The organism is Clostridium sp. UBA7503, from assembly GCF_002477055.1.
Taxonomy (GTDB): Bacteria; Bacillota; Clostridia; order Clostridiales; family Clostridiaceae; genus Clostridium_J; species Clostridium_J sulfidigenes.
Genome location: NZ_DLNT01000031.1, coordinates 1 through 21,024, shown reverse-complemented (window position 1 = coordinate 21,024; position 21,024 = coordinate 1). Strand labels below are relative to the sequence as shown.

Genomic DNA, 21,024 nt, shown 5'->3' with positions numbered 1-21,024 from the left:
CCAGTTCCGCCACTCCAGCATTTGTGTCATCACCTTTCAGCGACAATATTTATTATATGGTATATTATTAACTATGTCAACAGTATTTGTATAGTTTTTTATATTTTTTATTTGTTTCTTATTCACTTGTTATATTTCAATTTAACTGACATTAAAATAAATAAGAGTGCTTAAAAAGCACTCTTTAATCCTTTCGGTATAAAGCTTAATTATATCCTTTTCTGCTATATCCTCTACCTTTTCCACCATCTTGGTGTTTTTTAAGATCTTGAAATCTTTCTTCACTATCTTTTAAGAATTTTGACATCCTGTCTTCAAAACTTCCTGAACTTGTAGTTTTAGATTTTTCCTTTTCCCAATCTATATCTACGGGTTTAAAAGATTTTTTTGGTGTACCAGCTTGCTTTATGGATAAGCTCATCTTACCATTATCATCTACAGAAATGACTTTAACTTTAACTACATCATTTTCTTTTAAATGATCATGTACATTCTTAACAAATACATCAGATACTTCCGATATATGAACTAAGCCTGTTTTCCCTTCCACTTCAACAAATGCACCAAAGTTTGTGATATTAACTACTTTACCTTCTATAATGCTTCCAGCCTTTAAGGTCATATTGAAAAGACCCTCCTTAAATTTATAATTTAAATTTATATATACTATAACCAATAATAATTAGTGATAGTAATTTTCACTTTACTTACTGTCTACTACAGGAGATTCTCCTTCTTTAATTAACCCAAGTTTTTCCCTTGCAAGTTTTTCTATATACCGACTATCTTGTGATAGTTTAATCTCATCCTGTAACTTTTGATTCTTTTCTTGTGCTGCTTGTAACTCCGAAGTATAGTTATCAATATCTTTATGTTGTCTAAACATTATTATTTGTTGATTTATAAATGTAAAGCCTACGTAAAGAGCTATAAGTAAAAGACCTATCTTTTTTATGCTGAATTTCTTCATATCGATTTTCCTTCCTTATTACAAATAGTAACATGTCATAGGTTTTATTTTCAAGTAGTCAAATTAACCTATAGATATATTGTAATTTGAATTTTTATTTTCTTCAACCCTTAATATTATAAATTTTATTTTTTTTTTGTTATTTTGCTGAAAATAATTCTTATAGGATACAATATATAATAAAATATTACTCTAAAAAACGTTAATATGGCATTTAATATGCTTCCGTATGCTAATATAAATATGTTACTAAGCAGTTTAAAATATATAAATAATCCAATTAAATTATATACAAATACATTAAAACTCATGTAAGCATAGTTTGTATACATCATAAAAATAAATACTATAATACCAGTTAGTATCCAAAATAGAATATCCTGTATTGCTGTTATTATGGTTCCTGGCTCTTCAAGACCTCTTATTACTCTATATACATCAAAGAAAATACCAACTAGCATTCCACTAAGTAAGGAGAATATAAACAATGCTATTTGCCTACCCATATCAAATATCATAACTCAATCACCTAAATATTTTAGAAATAATACTATTTCGCTTCTTAGGTCTCTTTTCTTCACTTGTATATACTACATAAGATATTTTTCCCGTTATTACTACATCTCCATTTTGAACATCTAGCTTGGTCATCTTTAACTCTTCCCCTCTGATATCCATATCTCCCAACACAGTTATTATAAGTATCTGTTCATCATTGAAGCTTAATATTTCTAAAACTCCATCTAAAGTCATCTTTTTTCTATTTTCTAACGCAATAAAACTCTTTTTATTTTCTAACGACATATCTTTATTTGGTTCCATAATATCCCCCTTAAACCTAAAAACATATTAGCTTTCTATAAAGATATATTCATTAAAAAATATTTTATGCTACTATTTACTCCTTATCCTCTTCTCCACTGATTATTTCATACATATTCTTAGCATCTTCTTTATTAACATGATTGGCAATATTTACAATCCTTGCTTTTAATAATTGATTTGCAAATTGAATTTCTATTATATCATCTTCTTTTATAGTAGTACTTGGTTTTACTACTTTTCCATTTATGGATACTCTACCATTTTCACATACATCTTTAGCAACAGTTCTTCTTTTAATTATTCTAGAAACCTTTAAATATTTATCTAATCTCATAGTTGCCTCCTTAAATTATATAAAAATTTTAATGAAATCATACTTTATCCTGTATCCCTTTGAATAGAAGAAAAAACCCAGAACATTTCTAGGCTTTTTCAAGTAATTATTTATTTACTATGTCTTTAAATTCTTTTCCAACTTTGAAAACTGGAACTTTAGATGCTGGTATTTGTATTTCTTCTTTTGTTCTTGGATTTCTTCCTACTCTAGCAGCTCTTTCTCTAGTTTCAAAAGTACCAAATCCAACTAGTTGAACTTTCTCTCCACCTTCAAGAGACTCTTCAACACTCTCTATAAATGCCTTTAATACCGCCTCGTTATCTTTTTTTGTTAGTCCTGACTTTTCAGCCATTTTTGCTATTAATTCTGATTTGTTCACAATAGTACCTCCTTAATGTTAATTTTACGTAATTAATGTTTTAATTACATAAAATAATACTTACAATATTCTTACAAATTACCTAGAATCCTTCTTTTTTTTGAAAAAATTTATCTTTTAGTTGATAAATTATACTTTTTAGATTCACTCCAAAGGGTTTCCATTTCTTCTAATGTCATTTCCTTCATGTCAATACCCTTTTTAATGCCAGATTCCTCAATAAATTGGAAGCGTTTTATAAATTTATCTATAGTATAATTTACTGCAAATTCTGGGTCAATGTCAAGAAGTCTTGCAATATTTACTGTGGCAAAGATTAAATCTCCTACCTCTTCCTGTATTTTTGACACATCTGAATTTTTATATACATCTTTTATCTCTTGTAATTCTTCCAAAACTTTCTCCATAGCTGGTTCTACATCATCCCAGTCAAATCCCACCTTACCAGCCTTTTTTTGAACCTTTTCTGCTCTAATAAGTCCAGGCATACAACGTGGAATATGTTTTAATTCATCGGTATAGCTAGTAAAGCTCTTTTCTTTAACTTTAATTTCATCCCAATTCTCCAATATTTCATCTGTATCTTTAACTCTTACATCTGAAAATATATGTGGATGCCTACTTATCATTTTTTCAGTTATAGCTGCTACTACATCATTTATATTGAAATAACCCTCCTCCTTACCAATTTGAGCGTGGAATATTACTTGAAAAAGTACATCTCCTAACTCCTCAATAAGTTTATTATCGTCCATTTCGTCTATAGCTTCAATAACTTCATAACATTCCTCAATTAAACCTCTTTTTAAAGATTCATGAGTTTGTTCTAAGTCCCACATACATCCATTTTCACTCCTAAGAGTACACATCACATTAATTAAATCTTTAAAATCTTTAGGACCTTCAAGATCTTTAGGAATATATATGGAAGTTAAATAATCAATATCCTCTTGTCTATCTAAATCATATAGTTTAATTTTTCTTATACTTTCTTCTCCCTGTATGCCTGCTGCTCTTACAAAGTATATATCACTATCATCACTATAATATTCACATAGAGCTAACTTCACTTCAGAAGCAATAAATTTATTATATACCTGGGTTATTATTACTCCTAATCTCTTATCCATAACCTGTTCCATTATATCAAAGGCATCTATTATTTTTACCCCTTCAATGGGATCAATCCTTAAGCTCTCTATAACTGCATCTACAAAGCTTACTGATGGCATTAATCTAGCCTCTATTCCATTCTCCTTGCAGAGTTCTAATAATATAGTTACAGACTTTTCTGCAACGAGGGGATGACCTGGAACTGCATACACTAAGTCTCCTTCTTGCTGATGAATTTTTATAAGATCATCTGCAATTGCCTTATATATATGATCAAAATTATTATATTTTTCATAAAAGTTATCATAGGTATTAAACTTTACACCCATAGATTCTAAGTATTTAACATTAGGGTGTTTTTCTGTTCTAAAGTATATATTTTTATTACTTTTCAAAATTTCTAGTACACCTATGGTTAAAGCATCTTTAGAACCAGGTCCTAAACCAACCACTGTAATCATTTGAATCTACTCCTCTTTTAGTTTTTAGTGAGCTTCCCCTTTATATCTTCAATGGTAAATATTCTAAATATAATCGACAGTATTCCAAATATTACTATACCAAGGAGAATAGCTATTAAGCAAGATATTCCATTACTCTGTGTATAATTATAGACATTATTATATATAAAAACAACAGATATTATCATAATTAATGACGCAAATAAAGGTTTTATAACTACTTCATATAGGTTTATCTTTACTTTGAGCAGTTTTTTAACCTCTTTTAAGTTTAAAATGCTAGTTACTGCATAGCCAACTATACTTCCAATTATTGCTCCATATATATTAAATCTAGAGTTACTTACTAAAACATAGGTAATGATTACCTTAAATACACACCCTATGGCAAGATAATATACCGGTTTCATATATCTACCACAACTTTGTAAAAGTGATGTGGTAGTCTGTGTTATTATAATTAATGGTATTGATAAAGATAATAATTTAAGTATTTCATGACCTGCTACATCTCCCATAAACACTAATCCCATAATAGGTTTTGAAAGATAAAACAACCCTAATGCGCTTGGAATGCCTATTACAAAAGATAACTTAAATACCATGTTCACCCTTCTGTATAATTCCTTTTGATTATGCATAGAATATACCTCTGATATTATAGGTACTAAAGCTGAACATAGAGCAATAGAAAGTGCCAGTGGGATATTTTGAAGAGTCATAGCCTTACCTGTAAATTGACCATATAATATGGCGCTATCTTGAATAGTATAACCTGCTAACAAGAGTCTTTGAGGTACTATTATAGAGTCAATTAAAGCCATAATCGTTCCAACTGCAGCTCCTACGGATATAGGAAATGCAGCTTGTACTAAGTTTGACAGTATTTTATTACTCCTTTTCACCTTTAATTTATAAGACTTTGATCTAACAAATAAATATTTGATTACCAAGTAAATACTTCCCAGTAATCCTCCAGCTACCGTTCCAAATGCCGCTCCTGCTGCTGCATATTCAATTCCTTTAGGAAGTAATAAATATGCACATATCACGCCAAAAACTACCCTACCTATCTGTTCTACAATTTGAGATATTGCAGTATTATTCATATTCTGAAGCCCTTGGAAATATCCTTTAAATGTACACATAATACATACAAATATAGGTGCTAAGGATATAATCATAAAGGATTGATACGACTTATTATCCCACCTTAAGATATTTATAATATTATTCCCAAAGTACAACATTAAAAATGATATTATTACCCCAAGTGGAATCATTATTTTAAGAGTATCCTTAAGTACTTGTTTAACAGCATTGGTATCGTTGCGCACATTATACTCTGATATTAGTTTTGACATAGCAATCGGTACTCCTGATGCTATTGCTACAAAAGTCATATATATAGGGTATGACATCTGATAATATCCCATCCCTTGGTCACCAATTAATCCTTGTATTGGTATTCTAAAAAACAAACCTAAAAATCGTGCAAAAATAGTAGCTATTCCTAAAATCATAGTTCCTTTTAAAAGCGATTGTTTTTTCATACTTCCTCCTAAAAATACTTTGTATAGTTAATAAGTATTTTGATGAGAAACATTTTATTACTTAATGCATATAATATATACCTAATATCAATTAACTTTAACTTCTCTAACAATAAAAAAGCTGCCATAAGATGTGATTAATATCAATCCTATGGCAATAATTATATATTATACTCTTTATTTAATTTTATCTTATAGATATTTATACTTTTTAGCATTTACTGTTCCATTTGTTTTCCTAAGAATGAAGCTGCTGTTTCAGCAAGCTTTAACTCTAGTTCTCCAAACTTCACATTTTCTTTTGAAGCGATGATTACTGTACCTACGGTATCTCCCTCTGCAATTATTGGTGCTACAACTTGTGTTGTATATTCGTCTGATGACTCTCCATCACATATAGGTATTAGACCCTGAGAATTTTTATCTAGAAGAGTAGCCTTACGCATTTCCATAATTTTATCTACTTCATTACTAATCTTTTTATCCAAATAATCTTTCTTTGTCCCACCACTTACAGATATGATCGAGTCTTTATCACAGATTATAACTATATTACCAATAGTTTGATGTAACGCCTCACTATATTCCTTAGAAAACTCACTCAATTCTTCTATTGGTGAATATTTTTTTAATATAACTCCCCCTTCTCTATCTGTAAATATTTCCAGTGGATCCCCTTCTCTAATTCTTAATGTCCTTCTAATTTCTTTTGGTATTACAACACGACCCAAGTCATCTATTCTTCTTACTATTCCTGTAGCTTTCATTAAATATCCTCCTTATTTATGTAAATAGTATTAATGCTATTATTATCCTTCTTAACGCAAATTTTATACATCCTAGAAATTTTTTCATTAATAAAAAATAAAAAGAGATTAATGTCAAATATAACATCAATCTCTTTTTACCAATTATTAACTTAGTTTATCTTCATATAATTTTATTTTTGCTTCTTCTTGCCAAGCAGTTACTTTTTCTACCCACACATTATATTTATTTTGTTCTAGTAGAACATCCTTAATCGCTCCTTTAACATCTTTTAAAGGCTTAACAGGATACTCTTCTTTATCTAAGCACTTTATAACATGAAATCCAAATTGAGTTGATATAGGAGCCTTAGTATATTCCCCTTTCTTAAGACTTATAGCTGCCATTAAGAAAGTTTTATCATACTGATTGCTAGTATATTCAATCCAATCTAAGTCTCCACCTTTATCCTTTGTAGCATCTGTACCTTTTTCAGTAGCAAGCTTAGCAAAATCTTCACCTTTATCTAATCTTGCAATTATGTCTTTAGCTTCTTCTTCTGTCTTAACTAGTATGTGCGCTGGCCTAACTTTATTAGGACTTTCAGTATATGAATTTGGATTACTATCATAGTAAGTCTTTATTTCATCATCTGTAACGGTAACATCCTTAACTACCTCTTCATATACAGCATTAGATATTACTGCTGGTTTTAATTCTTCTAAGAAGCTTTCTTCTGTAACCCCAGCTGTTTTAAGAGCACTTTGATACTCTTCATCAGTTTTAAAGGATTTCTTTATCTCATCAAGTTTCTCTTTAGCCTTAGTCTGAACTTCTTCATCAGAAGGCACTACTCCAAGCTTTTCACCATTATTTTTTATAACAATATCATTAACCATAGTATCTAGTATACTTAATCTTTGCTTCTTTATATATTCCATAGCCTCTGAATTTTCTTTGTAATTTTCTCCATACTGAGCCTTTACTTGCTCATAAACCGCACTTAACCTACTGTCTACTTCTCCTAAGGTTATCTTTTCTTTATAAACCTTAGCAACTACTGTCTTATTAATACCTGCTTCTGTTTTTTCTATCATTCCACACCCCACTGCTGAAAGCATTAGTGTAGACGCCATTAGACCAGCTAAAATCTTCTTTAATTTTATCAATTTATTATCCTCCATTCGGTTTTTTTAGTTATTATTGCTATTCAATTTTACCATAAAAATACTATTAAATAAATAGTAGCTAAATCTATTTACTCATTGTTGATAAATCCTTAATAATATTTATAAGTATATCCAATAGATCTTTTTTATTAATATCCTTACCCTTATACACTAGAACTGGAACATCTCCCATTTTAAATGTGATTTGTCTCTTATAGTTATCTAGTATGTATTTTACCATTTCAGAAGTTAAGTATGACTTGTCTTTAAAGGTTATCTGTACTTGAATCCCTGTATCCTTTATCTCTAAAATCCCAATTTCTCTAGCAATTGCCTTTAAATACGCTATATTCATTAAATTATAAACACTGTCTGGAATATTAGAGTATCTATCTTCAATCTCCTCAATAACATCTAACATATGCTCATAAGATTCAATAGATGCAATCTTTTTATATACTTGAATTTTTTGAGTTTCATCCTGTATATAGTTACTAGGAATATATGCATCAATTTTCATATCTACTGTAGTTTCAATAGGTTCCTTGTCTACTTCACCTTTTACAATACTTACAGCATCTTCAAGCATTCTGCAATATAAGTCATATCCAACAGCAGACATATGACCACATTGAGCTGCTCCCATTATATTTCCTGCACCTCTTATTTCTAAATCTCTCATAGCTATCTTTAATCCTGATCCTAATTCTGTAAAGTCTTTTATTGCCTTTAATCTTTTTTCTGCAATCTCTGTTAAAATCTTATCCTTAGTATAAGTAAAGTAAGCATATGCTATTCTATTGGTTCTTCCTACTCTTCCTCTTAATTGATATAGTTGAGATAATCCCATCTTATCCGCATTTGCTATTATCATAGTATTTGCATTCTGAATGTCTATACCAGTCTCTACTATAGTTGTACTTAAAAGTATATCGTATTTTTTATCTACAAAATCTATAATTACCTTTTCCAATTCTCTTTCGGTCATCTGACCATGACCTATAGCAACTCTAGCTTCCGGGACCAACTTTTGTAAATATGTTGCCATATCACTTATGGTTTCAACCCTATTATATACAAAAAACACTTGTCCTCCCCTGTTCATTTCCCTAATTATTGCATCTCTTATAAGTTGATCATTAAATTCTACAACATAAGTTTGAATAGGATATCTTTCTTCAGGAGGAGTTTCTATTATACTTATATCCCTTACTCCTGTTAAAGACATGTGTAGAGTTCTAGGAATAGGAGTAGCACTTAAAGTTAATACATCTATGTTTTTCTTTATTTCCTTAATCTTTTCCTTGTGACTAACCCCAAATCTTTGCTCTTCGTCTACAATTAATAAACCTAAATCCTTAAATACCACACTCTTTTGAAGCAACTTATGAGTACCTACTATAATATCTAAATTTCCTTCTCTTAGAGCATTTAAAGTTTCTTTAACTTGAGATGCAGTTCTAAATCTACTAATCATTCCTATTTTAATAGGAAAATCTGAAAATCTTTTTAACATATTTTTATAGTGTTGCTCTGCTAGTATTGTGGTGGGTACTAATATAGCGACCTGTTTTCCATCCATAACACACTTAAAGGCAGCTCTAAGAGCAACCTCTGTTTTCCCATATCCAACATCTCCACAAAGAAGCCTATCCATAGGTTTATCACTTTCCATATCTTTTTTAATATCTTCAATCGCAGTTAACTGATCCGGTGTTTCCTCATATGGAAATTCTCCTTCAAACTGACTTTGCCAAGGGGTGTCCTTGGCATATTTATGCCCTTTTAAAGTATTTCTGATAGCATAAAGCTTAACCAAATCTTCAGCAATATCTTCAACAGATTTTTTTACTTTACTTCTAGCCTTTGCCCATTCACTTCCACCTAATTTATTTATTTTGGGTGATTTACCTTCACTGCCAATATATTTTTGTACTAAATCTAATTGCTCTACAGGGACATATAAAGTATCTCCTGAATTATATTCTAAAACCAAATAATCTTTTTTATTTCCCTGTACATCTAATTGATTAATACCTTTATATACACCAACCCCATGGTTCACATGTACTACATAATCACCAAGCTTTAAATCAGTAAAGCTTTTTATTTTTCCTGCACCTTTTTTTATAGTTCTTCTTGTGGCTTTCCTCTTAGATTGACCGAAAACCTCGGAGTCTGATATAACGCATACCTTTAAATCAGGATACTCAAATCCTTTAATAGAGCTTCCAAAGGTGACCACTACTTCCCCTTGCTGAATGCTAGAAACTAAATCTTTATAAGTAGCTTCTATCCCTCTATCTCTTAAAGTATCAATTAATCTTTCCCCCCTTGTTCTTGTACCAGATAAAATTAAAGTTCTATATCCTTTTTTCTTTTTCTCTATTATATCTTCAATAAGCATGTCTAACTGTCCATGATAATCATGAATTGTAATCTGAGAAAATGCTACTAAATTTCTTGGTTTTAATGCATTAGAAGAAGTTGCTAAACTCTGTAAAGTTATAGTTTTACTCCCTTCTAAAATTTCTCCAATCATTTCTTTAGGTATTAGTAATTCTCCTTGTTTTGGTAAAATATTACCTCTACTTAGAAAATTTTCATAATTCTCTTCAAATTCAAAGTATACACTATCCAACTTACCCATAGCCCTATTTACATCATCCACTACAATTAAACTATCCTTAAAGTAGTCTAAAAATGTAGTTTTATTTTTATAAAAATAAGGAATATAGCTATCAATAGTTTCAAAAGTCCAAGTTTCCTCTAGACTCTCCAAATTTGTCTTAACCGTAGAATTTATTCTTTCTAAAGCATCCTTATCTTTAGATTTATTAAATCTTGATATAGCTCCATCTAATTCCTTTCTAATTTCTTCTTTTGCAAGATTTATAACCTCTTCTGTAAGAATTATCTCTTTAGCTGGAAATATTTCTACTTTATCTACTTTATCTATACTTCTTTGATTGTCTTTATTAAAAGTTCTTATGGAATCAACTTCATCATCAAAAAGCTCAATCCTAAATGGCATGCTATTAATAGGAGGATAAACATCTATAATCCCCCCTCTAACTGAAAATTGACCTATGTTTTCTACAACACTACACCTTTCGTAACCACATTGTACAAGTTTTTCGCTTAATTCTTTTATGTCTATCATACTTTCTAAAGAAATTTCAAATGAAAACTTCTTGAATAGCTCTACAGGAGCATAGGATGCTGCTAAAGCTTCTATAGAGGTTACAACAATACATTTTTCCTCATGAAGAATCTTATTTAATACTTTCAGTCTCTCCCATCTTAAGTCCCCTGATACAGCTTCTACATTGTAAAAAGTTACCTCCCTCGTAGGAAAATAATATACATCATTACAATAAAAGCTAAGATCTTCATATATGTTTTTAGCTTCCATGTCATTATGAGTTAGCACTAGCATACTTTTTTCTATATCTTCATAAACACCATATAGCAAGTAGCTCTTACCAGATTCCGAAAGTCCATGTATGCCTAATGGATACTTTTCCTCATTTATATATCTCTTTATATCTCTATATTGACTACTTAACTTTAAAGGTGTCATTACTCCTTTTAGTCTCAAAATATCACCTCTTAAACTATTTACTACTTTCCTGCATTAAAAGAATTAAATTTATTCATAGCTTGATTAATTCCTTCATTTATGATCACTGATACTGCATCCACTGCTGCCTCAAAAGATTTTTCAATAATCTCTCTATCTTCATTAGAGAATCTTCCTGTAACAAACTCAACTAAATCATAGGTTGGCTCTCCAATTCCAACTTTAATCCTTGAAAAACTATCAGTACCTAAATGAGAAATTATATTCTTAATACCATTGTGACCTCCTGCACTTCCTTTTCCCTTTATTCTAACTCTTCCAATTTCTAGACTAATATCATCGTATATAACTATGATATTTTCTACTGGTATTTTATAAAAGTCTATTATACTTCTAACGCTTTCTCCACTTAAATTCATATAAGTTTGAGGTTTTAAAAATATAACCTTTTCATTGGCTATACTACTCTCACCGTATACTCCTTTAAATTTTGTCCTATTTATACTAAAGTTATACTTTTTTTCACACATATCAACTACATCAAATCCTACATTATGTCTTGTTTTATCATACCTATTTCCCGGATTTCCTAATCCCACAACCAAATACATAATTACCTCCAATATATTCCATAACATAATATCTCTTAACATAAAAATAATCTTCTTTGACTATTATACTAGAAGTTTTACCTAAAATAAAATAAAAGTAGCATCCCTAAATGCTACTTTTTATATATTACTCTGAAATCTTTATTTTAAAGTCAACATAATCACCATTTTTGAATACTTTATATTTTATTGTCTCTCCACTTTTAAATTTACTCATTATAGAATTTATGTCACTGACAGTATTAACTTTTATACCATTCACCTCAACAATTATATCTGTCGGTCTAATTCCAGCTTCATAAGCTAAACCATTTCTTGTAACTTCTTTTGCATATACTCCATCAATACCATTTTCACTTTGGGAAATAGCCTCTTCCCCATAAACTCCCATATGATTAATAAGGGAATCTTGCTTATCTAAAATTCCATAGGTAATAGGTTCTAGATCCTCTGCAGAAATATAAAAACTATTTTTTAAAAATTCATTGTGGTATGTCATAGTAGTATTATTTACTCCTATAAGTTCTCCATCCAAGTTACATAAAGCTGCTCCGGTATTGATAAACTTAGGAATAACCGAAGTCTTTATCATTCTTAAAGACTCAGCTACTTTAGTTTCTCTATTTTTGAATACTATATTTTCTCTAGTATTTAACACAGTACTTACTTCTATATTCTCATTAAAAGATTTACCCAAAGGATTTCCTACACTAATAATTCTATCGCCCTTTTCAATCTTAGTAGAATTTTTAGCTATAGTCATAGGTTGTAATGCTTCACCATTTATTTTAATCATAGCAATATCATAAATACTATCAAATCCTATTATAGATGCATTATATACAATGTCATTATGTAACTTCACTTTAACACTGGTTGCATCCTCAATACCTAAATAGCTAGTTATAACATATTGTCCATTCTCTATGACAACGCCTACTCCTACATTTGTTTCTTTTATACACTTATCATCTGCAATAACCTTAATAACTGAAACAACAGATTGGGCTGCTTTGTGAGCAGCTGATTGAAGCTTTGAATTAGTGGTATTAACTTCTTCGTCTTTATTATTACCTTGAACATAATAATTTTCATTTTCAGTATTTACCACTAAAGCTGTAACAGCCCCACCTAAGGAGGCTACAAATAAGCAAAATATAGTAATTGCAACAATTTTACCTTTACGTCTTTTCTTAATTTTGTTAAAGGTTATTTTTGCTTTAACATCCTTATAATCATCATTAAAATTGCTCATAATAGCCCCCTTTCTCTTAGCTCCTTAAGATTATTACATACTCTTCTTTGCTAATTGTAAAGTAAATATAAATTCAACTCCATTTTCTTTATTACATGCCCATATTTCTTCATCATGTAGGCTAACAATCTTTTTAACTATAGAGAGTCCTAATCCTGTACTCACTTTTTGTGTTCTTGATTTATCAACTTTATAGAATCTTTCCCAGATATGTTTAATATCTTCTTCATCTATATTAGACCCCTCATTAAAAATTGATATATTAGCCTTCTTACCTTTTTTTCTGCAGGATATTTGTATCAATCCATCTTCTTTTCCATATTTAATAGCATTATCTAAAAGATTAGTTACAACTTGTGTTATTTTATCTCCATCTGTAAGTACCCATAGTTCACTACCTTCAAAAAATACCTGTACATCCAAATTTTTATTTCTTATTCTATTTTCATTTCTCAATATACATATTCTCACTATTTCATTAATATCTACAGGTACCTTCTCTAGCTTATAAGTACCCGATTCCACTGCTGATAAATCAAGTAAATCATTTATGAGTCTTGTTAATCTTTGTATTTCTTCATAGGCTATATTTAGATAATACTTATGTTTTTCATCAGGAACTACTCCATCTAAAATTCCACCTATAAATCCTTTTATAGATGTCATTGGAGACCTTAACTCATGAGAAACATTTGAAATGAACTCTTTTCTATTTTGTTCTACCTTTTGTAGCGAGTCTGCCATCACATTGAATGCATTTGCAAACTCCTCCATTTCATCATCAGAATGAATTTCAACTCTTTTATCTACATCTCCTTGAGCTATTTTTCTTGCAACACCACTCATTTCTGATAGAGGATTAACTATCATCTTTTGAGAAAAATAATAAATTACGATACAAGAAGCAATTACAGCGAAAACTGCTGATAACCAAATAATTTGATAAACATTAGAAAGTGATTTATCTAAAATATCTGTTGATACACTAAATAAAGTGGCTCCCATAGATTGGCCTTTAGTATCTTTTACAACTTTCATCATAACGTATATTTTCTCATCCATATAAACTCCATACTCATTAAAAGCATCTATATAATCACTATTATTTATATTTTCCAAATCATCATGAAAAATCTGTTTTCCTATAAGTGGAGTATATTTAATGTTAGTAACTGAATAAACATATCCATTACTATCTACAAGAACTATATCATCATTTATATATGTTGATATAAACTTAATCTTTGTAGTTAATTCTTTATATGATAATGCCCCAGTTAAATATTTTGTTGCAATACCTTCAATTATATCTGCCTGTCTAGTAAGATCTCTTTGTCTCGTCTTTATAAAATAATCTTGAAACCAAAAGGAAAGAAATGCAGCTAAAATAGTAAAACTTACTGTAATTATAATGGTGTAAGTAACAACCATTTTAGAAAATAAGCTATTTTTCACCATCTATTTCACCTCAAATTTATATCCAACTCCCCAAACAGTTTCTAACTGCCAGTTATCTCCTCCTGCTACTTTTTCTCTTAATCTCTTCACATGAACATCTACAGTTCTTGAATCTCCTGGATAATCATATCCCCATACTTCACAAAGTAGTTGTTCTCTTGTAAATACTCTATTTTTATTACTTGCTAAGAAGTGTAATAATTCAAACTCTTTAGGTGGCATTTTAATTTCCTGTCCCATGTATGTTACATTATATGAATTTATATCTATAACTAAATTATCAAAGGTTAATGTTTCTTTACTATCACCCTCTGCAGTATATCTTCTTAGAACAGCCTTAACTCTAGCCATAAGTTCCTTAGGTTCAAACGGTTTTACTATATAATCATCTGCTCCAAGCTCAAGTCCTAAAACTTTATCAAAAGTTTCTCCTTTCGCAGTTATCATTATAACTGGTGTTTCGCTATCCCTTCTTATCCACTTTAGCACATCTATGCCATCCAGATATGGTAACATAACATCTAAAAGCACTAAATCAGGTTTATAACTAGTAAATGCTTCTTGAGCCTCTCTTCCATCATTGGCCACCTTAACATGGTATCCCGAATTCTCCAAATACATCTTTATTACTTCACATATATTTTTATCATCATCAACAACTAATATCTTTCCTAAATTACCTTCCATTGATATCCCTCCTAAATACTTAAGATATTTTATTTAATTTACGAATATAATTTCTACATAATATCTTTTATAATATTATATAACAATAACTTTAAGTCCAAGTATTTTCTCATTAAAATTAATATTTTTAACAAAATATTTATAAAGTTATGGTTAAAACACTACTTTTTATACTAAAAATAGGGGAAGAAAAACTTCCTCCCCTAAATAAAACTAAATTACTGTACAAACTTATTATGAATACACATAATGTTTAATATTATTCATCAAAAAGCTTGCTTACAGAAACTTCTTCATATATTCTTCTAATAGCTTCTGCAAATAACGGTGCTATAGATAATATTTTTATCTTATCAAGCATTTTTTCTTGTGGTAGATGAATACTATCAAGCATAACTAGTTCTTTTATCACCGACGCTTCTAGTCTTTCTATGGCTGGACCAGAAAGTACAGCATGTGAACAACAAGCATATACTTCAGTAGCACCCATTTTAACTAAAGCATTAGCACCATTACAAATAGTTCCAGCTGTGTCTATCATATCATCTATTAGTATAACCTTTTTACCTTTTACTTCACCGATTATATTCATAACTTCAGCTACATTAGCCTTTGGTCTTCTCTTATCTATAATAGCTATTGGAGCGTTTAATTTATCAGCAAACTTTCTTGCTCTTGTAACACTACCAAGATCTGGTGAAACTACAACTACATCATCACAATCTTTAAATCCTTTTTCTATAAAGTAATCACTTAGTATTGGTGAACCCACTAAATTATCAACTGGAATATTGAAATATCCTTGTATTTGAGCTGCATGTAAGTCCATAGTTAAAACTCTATCTGCTCCTGCTGCTGTAATTAAATCAGCAACTAATTTTGCTGTAATTGGATCTCTTGCCTTTGCCTTTCTGTCTTGACGTGCATATCCATAGTAAGGAATAACCGCCGTTATTCTTCCTGCTGATGCTCTCTTAAGTGCATCAATCATAATTAAAAGTTCCATTAAATTATTGTTTACTGGGGCACTAGTTGGCTGTATAACAAATACGTCCAGCCCTCTAACAGTTTCTCCAATATTTACTGCAATCTCCCCATCACTAAAAGTAGTAACCTGGCTTTCTCCAACAGAAAGTCCTAAGCGGTTTGCAATATCAGCAGCTAATTCTGGATACGAGTTTCCTGCAAAGATTTTAATGTTTCTTCCATGGCTTATCATTTATGTAGTCCTCCTAAAATTTTTATTTATTTTTATCATATACCCAGTTCTCTTTATTTATTTGCCTAGCTCTTGCTATAGCTAAAGAGCCCTCTGGTATTTTCTCAGTTATTGTTGATCCAGCTGCAATATAAGTATTATCTTCTACCTCAACTGGTGATACTAAGTTAGTATTACATCCTATAAATACATTATTTCCAATTGTAGTTTTGTATTTCGCTTTTCCATCATAATTTACTACAACAGTTCCACACCCAAAATTACATTTTTCTCCTACCTCTGCATCTCCTATGTAAGTTAAGTGAGATACCTTAGTTCCGTCACCTATTGATGATTTCTTAATTTCAACAAAATCACCTATCCTTGCATTATCACCTATCGTTGTTTCCGGTCTTATATACGCGAAAGGTCCAACCGTAGTATTATTTCCAATCTTACTGTTTAATACTACAGAATTTTCTACAGTTACATCATCACCAATTATACTATTAGTTATTCTGTTATTTGAGTATAATACACAATTTTCACCAACTACTGTAGTTCCTTCTATGATATTCCCTGGATATACAACTGTATCTTGACCTATAATTACATCACACTCTATATAGGTGCTTCTAGGATCCTTAATTATAACACCATTATCCATATGGTTTCTATTTATTCTGCTTCTCATTATATCATTAGCAACAGAAAGCTCTACCTTTGAATTTACTGCTGTAATTTCTTCTACATCAACAGAAATAGCCCCAACTTTCTTACCTTCGCTTTTTAGTATCTCTATTACATCTGTTAAGTAGTACTCACCTTGATTATTATTATTATTAAGCTTACCTAAAGTATTTAATAATGTATCTATATCAAAACAATACATACCTGAGTTAATTTCATTAACTTTTACTTCTTCTTCATTACAATCCTTAAACTCTACAATTTTCTCTACTTCTCCTTGAGGATCTCTAATTATTCTTCCATACTTTACAGGATCACTCATTATAGATGTCAATATTGTAGCACTACATTTTTGTTCTTCATGATACTTAGTAAGTTTTGTAACTGTTTCTTCTGTTATTAGAGGCCCATCTCCAACAAATATAGCTACTGAGCCTTTTTTACCTTTTAAAAATTCTTCTGCACACATTACTGCATGCCCAGTGCCTAATTGTTCTTCTTGAACTGAGTAGAAAATATTTCTACTTTCAGTGCCCTTTCTAACTTTATCAGCACCTTTTCCAATAACCACACTTACTTCTTCTACCCCTGACTTTCTTATATTATCTATAACATGATTTATCATTTCTTTTCCACAAACTTTGTGTAGAACCTTAGGAGTATTAGATTTCATTCTTTTACCTTCACCAGCAGCAAGGATTATAGCACATTTATACAATTCATACACCTCTTCATTTAAAATGTAATTAGTCTTTCATGATAAATTATTCTACAATAATTTAAAACTAATATTTATTAAAATTTTAATATTAATCTATCATATTTATCATTTTTATATACTACTTCTATACTATTATATTGAAACTGTTACACTTTTTCAACCAAAGTATATTTTTTACATGAAAATATATATTAACGATATACTATTAACGATACACAAAATAAAAAGGAGTGCTACGCTCCTTTTTATAATTAGACTATTTCATCTTCTACTTGCTCTTCATTTTTTACCTTTTCATACTCGTCAAGTATAGATTTTTGAATTTTCTCTCTTGTTTCTGTATTAATTGGGTGAGCTATATCCTTAAACTCTCCATCAGGAGTTCTTCTACTAGGCATAGCTATAAAATTACCACTTTGACCCTCAATTATCTTGATGTCATGAACCACGAACTCATTATCTAAAGTTATAGATACTATAGCTTTCATTTTTCCTTCTGTGGTAATTTTTCTAATTCTAACGTCTGTAATTATCATGAAATTCCACCTCCAAGATGTGCTTTCATGTATTATTCTACTAATGCATTGTAAATCCTTCTATTTGTCGAAACATTTTCCATATTTTTTGTAACTTATTCGTTTTTTTCACTAGATGGACTAACAATTGCAATTCCATCTTCTCCAATGCCATAAAAGTTTACTAATGAAATATAATCATCTACGAGCTTATCCTTAACTTCTACATTATCTATTAAAAAACCACTACCTAATAATTCACTATCAAATTCACTTAAAAGTTCTTTAATTCCCTTTGCAGTTCCTCCACCTCTCATAAAGTCATCTACAAATACACATCTGCTACTTCTCTTCATAGACTTTGTTGATAATGTCATAGTTTGAAGTCTATTGCTTGAACCAGAAGCGTAATTTATACTTACTGTAGTGCCTTCTGTATACTTAGTATCATGACGTACTGTAACAAGCTGAACTCCTAATTGTTTTGCAACCTCATAACCTAATGGAATACCTTTAGTTTCTATTGTAACTACATAATCCACATTCATATCTTTAAATTTACTAGCTAATATTATTGCTGAATTTTGAATAATACTTGGATTATATGCTATATCTGTTATATATAGAAAATTACCAGGAACAACTCTAGATTGCTGTCTTAGAGCTTCACATAAATCTTCTAAAAACTGTTTTCTATCTTCATTTGATTTTTCATTTATAAATCTTATTCCACCTGCAGCACCTGCTACTGTTTCTATCTTTCCCATGGATAAACCTTCTATCACTTCTCTAACTATAACTATATCTTCGCTAATAGTAGATTTTGCTGCATTAAATTTCTCTGTAAATAAATTCAAAGTTATAACCTTATTAGGACTTTCTGTTAAAACTTTTGTTATGCCAATAACCCTTTGGTTTCTATTAAATTTATGCTTAATTTTCTCCATACAAACTATACCTTTCCGAATTTTATCTTTATTTTCACCTTTATTATTCACCTTTATTCTATATGTTTTATTACTATATTACAATTACTTTTTTTATTTTCTTTAATATACTATTTAAAATAATATAAACTCATCTTATATGTTAATAACGTATTAATTAGGGATAAATACCCTCATTGTAAATAAAAGGGCTACTTCAAAATAAAGATTAAATAAATCTTCATTTTGAAATAGCCTTTATTTTAGTGTTATTTTATAATATCTATCAGCTACATACCACTATTTTCGAAGTCAAAGGATTCCTTTTAGTAAATTCATTAGCTTCTTGTATATTTCTAGCTTTAAATAAAAGTTTGCCTCCACTCTTATTTAAAACTCCACCACAAAGCATGTATTTCTGACCACCTATCTCTTTATCATCTTCTAAAAAATTTATACCTTCAAGTCCTTGCCCATCAGCCTTATACTTTAACTCAATGAATAAATCTTTGTTTCCCATTCTTTAACCCCCATATCTGTTCTCATATTTATATGATATCGAACATATGTTCAATTGTCAATATTATTTTTATTTTATTATTAAAAATTATTATCAATGACTTTTAATTCACTACATATCTCTTTATCTTTAAATATGTATATTCAAAAACAAATAAAATATAACTATTATTTTACATATAACATTGATAATATATCTCCTTTGACTTATACTGAAAACGTATAATACTACTAAGAGATTACTTGTGGGGTGATTTTATGTTTATTAAAAACTATGAACCTATGAATGAAAACTTATGGCAAGGAAGAATAGACAGTGACGATAATTTTGATACTTTTAGATGGCATCAATGGATAACACCTCTTGATCTTAGAAGAGATGATCTTGAATCTCTTGATGGATTAAATTTTGCACTTTTAGGCTTTTGCTGCCATGAAGGTGTTAAAAAGAATAAAGGTCGTATAGGTGCCATGAATGGTCCTATATCCATCAGAAAAGAGCTTTCAAATCTACCTTGTACTTTTAATCAATCGGTAAAAATTTTTGATGCTGGAGATATCATAGTTGAGGACATTTCTCTTGCTGAAGGGCAAAAGCTTTTAAGCCACTGCGTGTCTAAGTTACTAGATTTAAATATTTTTCCTATAGTTCTAGGAGGAGGACATGAGACAGCCTTTGGAAACTATAATGGGGCTCTATCTCATCTTGATAAAATATCTTCTAAACCTCGAATCGGAATTATAAATTTTGATGCTCATTTCGATCTTAGACCATATAATAACGAGGGAAGTTCTGGAACTATGTTTAAACAAATTTCTGATATTTGTCAAGATAAAAATATGGATTTCTCCTATTTCTGTATTGGCATACAACAACACAGCAATACAGTGGACCTATTTAAAACCGCTAAAAAATTAGGTGTTCAATACACCCTTGCTAAAGACATCCTATATAGTGATGGTTGGCAACTTTTAAGAGAATTAAATACCTTTATGAGAAGCCAAGATTATATATATGTAACTATTTGCTCAGATGTATTTTCTGCCTCTTTTGCACCAGGGGTTAGTTCTACACAAACCTTAGGTTTAAACCCTGAGATAGTTATAAAACTACTTAAACATATTTTAAAATCAAATAGGGTTATAACCTTTGATATATGTGAAGTTGCCCCTAGATTTGATAAGGATAATATTACTTCTAATTTGGCTGGAGTAATCATATTCTCCATTGTTAATACTCTTTGCAAATTACAAAACTTACAACACAACTTTTTAACGTAATTACATAATAAAAGGGGCTTTCGCAA

Annotated in this window: 21 protein-coding genes; 1 reads left to right on the top strand and 20 read right to left on the bottom strand. The window is 30.0% G+C overall.

All coding sequences use genetic code 11. The features are described from left to right. Nucleotides 1-205: 205 nt before the first annotated feature. From B3630_RS09395 to B3630_RS09300, 20 genes are all read right to left on the bottom strand, one after another. Complete coding sequence (locus tag B3630_RS09395) at nucleotides 206-622, bottom strand: S1 domain-containing RNA-binding protein (protein ID WP_035132487.1); 417 nt, start codon at nucleotides 620-622, stop codon at nucleotides 206-208. 81 nt (nucleotides 623-703) lie between these two features. Then, complete coding sequence (locus tag B3630_RS09390) at nucleotides 704-970, bottom strand: septum formation initiator family protein (protein WP_346897550.1); 267 nt, start codon at nucleotides 968-970, stop codon at nucleotides 704-706. Between the two features lie 125 nt (nucleotides 971-1,095). Continuing rightward, nucleotides 1,096-1,488, bottom strand: coding sequence for a spore cortex biosynthesis protein YabQ (gene yabQ / locus B3630_RS09385; protein ID WP_346897548.1), 393 nt, complete (start codon nucleotides 1,486-1,488; stop codon nucleotides 1,096-1,098). 7 nt (nucleotides 1,489-1,495) lie between these two features. Continuing rightward, nucleotides 1,496-1,792, bottom strand: coding sequence for a sporulation protein YabP (yabP, locus tag B3630_RS09380; RefSeq protein WP_150844629.1), 297 nt, complete (start codon nucleotides 1,790-1,792; stop codon nucleotides 1,496-1,498). Between the two features lie 76 nt (nucleotides 1,793-1,868). Further along, nucleotides 1,869-2,129: an RNA-binding S4 domain-containing protein gene (locus B3630_RS09375; RefSeq protein WP_346897546.1), complete on the bottom strand. Its 261-nt coding sequence runs from the start codon at nucleotides 2,127-2,129 to the stop codon at nucleotides 1,869-1,871. Nucleotides 2,130-2,235: 106 nt separating this feature from the next. Continuing rightward, the gene (locus tag B3630_RS09370; protein ID WP_346897544.1) at nucleotides 2,236-2,511 is read right to left on the bottom strand and encodes an HU family DNA-binding protein; all 276 of its coding nucleotides are present in this window, start codon (nucleotides 2,509-2,511) and stop codon (nucleotides 2,236-2,238) included. Nucleotides 2,512-2,621: 110 nt separating this feature from the next. Then, the gene (gene mazG, locus B3630_RS09365) at nucleotides 2,622-4,085 is read right to left on the bottom strand and encodes a nucleoside triphosphate pyrophosphohydrolase (protein WP_346897542.1); all 1,464 of its coding nucleotides are present in this window, start codon (nucleotides 4,083-4,085) and stop codon (nucleotides 2,622-2,624) included. Between the two features lie 17 nt (nucleotides 4,086-4,102). Continuing rightward, complete coding sequence (locus B3630_RS09360) at nucleotides 4,103-5,638, bottom strand: polysaccharide biosynthesis protein (protein ID WP_346897540.1); 1,536 nt, start codon at nucleotides 5,636-5,638, stop codon at nucleotides 4,103-4,105. A 218-nt stretch (nucleotides 5,639-5,856) separates the two neighbouring features. Next, the gene (gene spoVT, locus B3630_RS09355; protein WP_346897538.1) at nucleotides 5,857-6,405 is read right to left on the bottom strand and encodes a stage V sporulation protein T; all 549 of its coding nucleotides are present in this window, start codon (nucleotides 6,403-6,405) and stop codon (nucleotides 5,857-5,859) included. Nucleotides 6,406-6,552: 147 nt separating this feature from the next. Further along, a complete protein-coding gene (locus B3630_RS09350; RefSeq protein WP_346897536.1) occupies nucleotides 6,553-7,554 on the bottom strand; it encodes a peptidylprolyl isomerase in 1,002 nt (333 codons plus the stop codon). Between the two features lie 85 nt (nucleotides 7,555-7,639). After that, a complete protein-coding gene (gene mfd / locus B3630_RS09345; protein WP_346897534.1) occupies nucleotides 7,640-11,155 on the bottom strand; it encodes a transcription-repair coupling factor in 3,516 nt (1,171 codons plus the stop codon). 23 nt (nucleotides 11,156-11,178) lie between these two features. After that, nucleotides 11,179-11,748 carry an aminoacyl-tRNA hydrolase gene (gene pth, locus B3630_RS09340; RefSeq protein WP_346897532.1) on the bottom strand — a complete coding sequence of 190 codons (570 nt, stop codon included), beginning with the start codon at nucleotides 11,746-11,748 and terminating at the stop codon, nucleotides 11,179-11,181. Between the two features lie 127 nt (nucleotides 11,749-11,875). Beyond that, a complete protein-coding gene (locus B3630_RS09335) occupies nucleotides 11,876-13,003 on the bottom strand; it encodes a S1C family serine protease (protein WP_346897530.1) in 1,128 nt (375 codons plus the stop codon). Between the two features lie 33 nt (nucleotides 13,004-13,036). Beyond that, nucleotides 13,037-14,461 (bottom strand): HAMP domain-containing sensor histidine kinase, encoded by a 1,425-nt coding sequence (locus tag B3630_RS09330; RefSeq protein WP_346897528.1) that lies wholly within the window; start codon nucleotides 14,459-14,461, stop codon nucleotides 13,037-13,039. Next, a complete protein-coding gene (locus B3630_RS09325) occupies nucleotides 14,462-15,148 on the bottom strand; it encodes a response regulator transcription factor (RefSeq protein WP_346897526.1) in 687 nt (228 codons plus the stop codon). 259 nt (nucleotides 15,149-15,407) lie between these two features. Next, on the bottom strand, nucleotides 15,408-16,367 hold the full coding sequence (locus B3630_RS09320) for a ribose-phosphate diphosphokinase (protein WP_035132514.1): 960 nt from the start codon (nucleotides 16,365-16,367) through the stop codon (nucleotides 15,408-15,410). A gap of 22 nt (nucleotides 16,368-16,389) precedes the next feature. Beyond that, entirely contained in the window at nucleotides 16,390-17,754 is a 1,365-nt protein-coding gene (glmU, locus tag B3630_RS09315; protein WP_346897524.1) for a bifunctional UDP-N-acetylglucosamine diphosphorylase/glucosamine-1-phosphate N-acetyltransferase GlmU, read from the bottom strand. Nucleotides 17,755-18,008: 254 nt separating this feature from the next. Beyond that, a complete protein-coding gene (spoVG, locus tag B3630_RS09310) occupies nucleotides 18,009-18,293 on the bottom strand; it encodes a septation regulator SpoVG (RefSeq protein WP_035132518.1) in 285 nt (94 codons plus the stop codon). A 95-nt stretch (nucleotides 18,294-18,388) separates the two neighbouring features. Continuing rightward, complete coding sequence (purR, locus tag B3630_RS09305; protein WP_346870896.1) at nucleotides 18,389-19,219, bottom strand: pur operon repressor; 831 nt, start codon at nucleotides 19,217-19,219, stop codon at nucleotides 18,389-18,391. Between the two features lie 265 nt (nucleotides 19,220-19,484). Then, nucleotides 19,485-19,718, bottom strand: a complete 234-nt coding sequence (locus B3630_RS09300; protein ID WP_346870897.1) for a hypothetical protein — start codon at nucleotides 19,716-19,718, stop codon at nucleotides 19,485-19,487. A 257-nt stretch (nucleotides 19,719-19,975) separates the two neighbouring features. Between B3630_RS09300 and hutG the strand changes: the two genes are divergently transcribed. After that, the gene (hutG, locus tag B3630_RS09295; RefSeq protein WP_346897522.1) at nucleotides 19,976-20,998 is read left to right on the top strand and encodes a formimidoylglutamase; all 1,023 of its coding nucleotides are present in this window, start codon (nucleotides 19,976-19,978) and stop codon (nucleotides 20,996-20,998) included. The last annotated feature ends 26 nt before the right edge of the window (nucleotides 20,999-21,024 follow it).

Bases quoted from the DNA above. Each gene is read 5' to 3' on its own strand.
- B3630_RS09395 (WP_035132487.1), bottom strand. From the start codon at position 622: ATGACCTTAAAGGCTGGAAGCATTATAGAAGGTAAAGTAGTTAATATC.
- B3630_RS09390 (WP_346897550.1), bottom strand. From the start codon at position 970: ATGAAGAAATTCAGCATAAAAAAGATAGGTCTTTTACTTATAGCTCTT.
- yabQ (WP_346897548.1), bottom strand. From the start codon at position 1,488: ATGATATTTGATATGGGTAGGCAAATAGCATTGTTTATATTCTCCTTA.
- yabP (WP_150844629.1), bottom strand. From the start codon at position 1,792: ATGGAACCAAATAAAGATATGTCGTTAGAAAATAAAAAGAGTTTTATT.
- B3630_RS09375 (WP_346897546.1), bottom strand. From the start codon at position 2,129: ATGAGATTAGATAAATATTTAAAGGTTTCTAGAATAATTAAAAGAAGA.
- mazG (WP_346897542.1), bottom strand. From the start codon at position 4,085: ATGATTACAGTGGTTGGTTTAGGACCTGGTTCTAAAGATGCTTTAACC.
- B3630_RS09360 (WP_346897540.1), bottom strand. From the start codon at position 5,638: ATGAAAAAACAATCGCTTTTAAAAGGAACTATGATTTTAGGAATAGCT.
- spoVT (WP_346897538.1), bottom strand. From the start codon at position 6,405: ATGAAAGCTACAGGAATAGTAAGAAGAATAGATGACTTGGGTCGTGTT.
- pth (WP_346897532.1), bottom strand. From the start codon at position 11,748: ATGTATTTGGTTGTGGGATTAGGAAATCCGGGAAATAGGTATGATAAA.
- B3630_RS09335 (WP_346897530.1), bottom strand. From the start codon at position 13,003: ATGAGCAATTTTAATGATGATTATAAGGATGTTAAAGCAAAAATAACC.
- B3630_RS09330 (WP_346897528.1), bottom strand. From the start codon at position 14,461: ATGGTGAAAAATAGCTTATTTTCTAAAATGGTTGTTACTTACACCATT.
- B3630_RS09325 (WP_346897526.1), bottom strand. From the start codon at position 15,148: ATGGAAGGTAATTTAGGAAAGATATTAGTTGTTGATGATGATAAAAAT.
- B3630_RS09320 (WP_035132514.1), bottom strand. From the start codon at position 16,367: ATGATAAGCCATGGAAGAAACATTAAAATCTTTGCAGGAAACTCGTAT.
- spoVG (WP_035132518.1), bottom strand. From the start codon at position 18,293: ATGATAATTACAGACGTTAGAATTAGAAAAATTACCACAGAAGGAAAA.
- purR (WP_346870896.1), bottom strand. From the start codon at position 19,219: ATGGAGAAAATTAAGCATAAATTTAATAGAAACCAAAGGGTTATTGGC.
- B3630_RS09300 (WP_346870897.1), bottom strand. From the start codon at position 19,718: ATGGGAAACAAAGATTTATTCATTGAGTTAAAGTATAAGGCTGATGGG.
- hutG (WP_346897522.1), top strand. From the start codon at position 19,976: ATGTTTATTAAAAACTATGAACCTATGAATGAAAACTTATGGCAAGGA.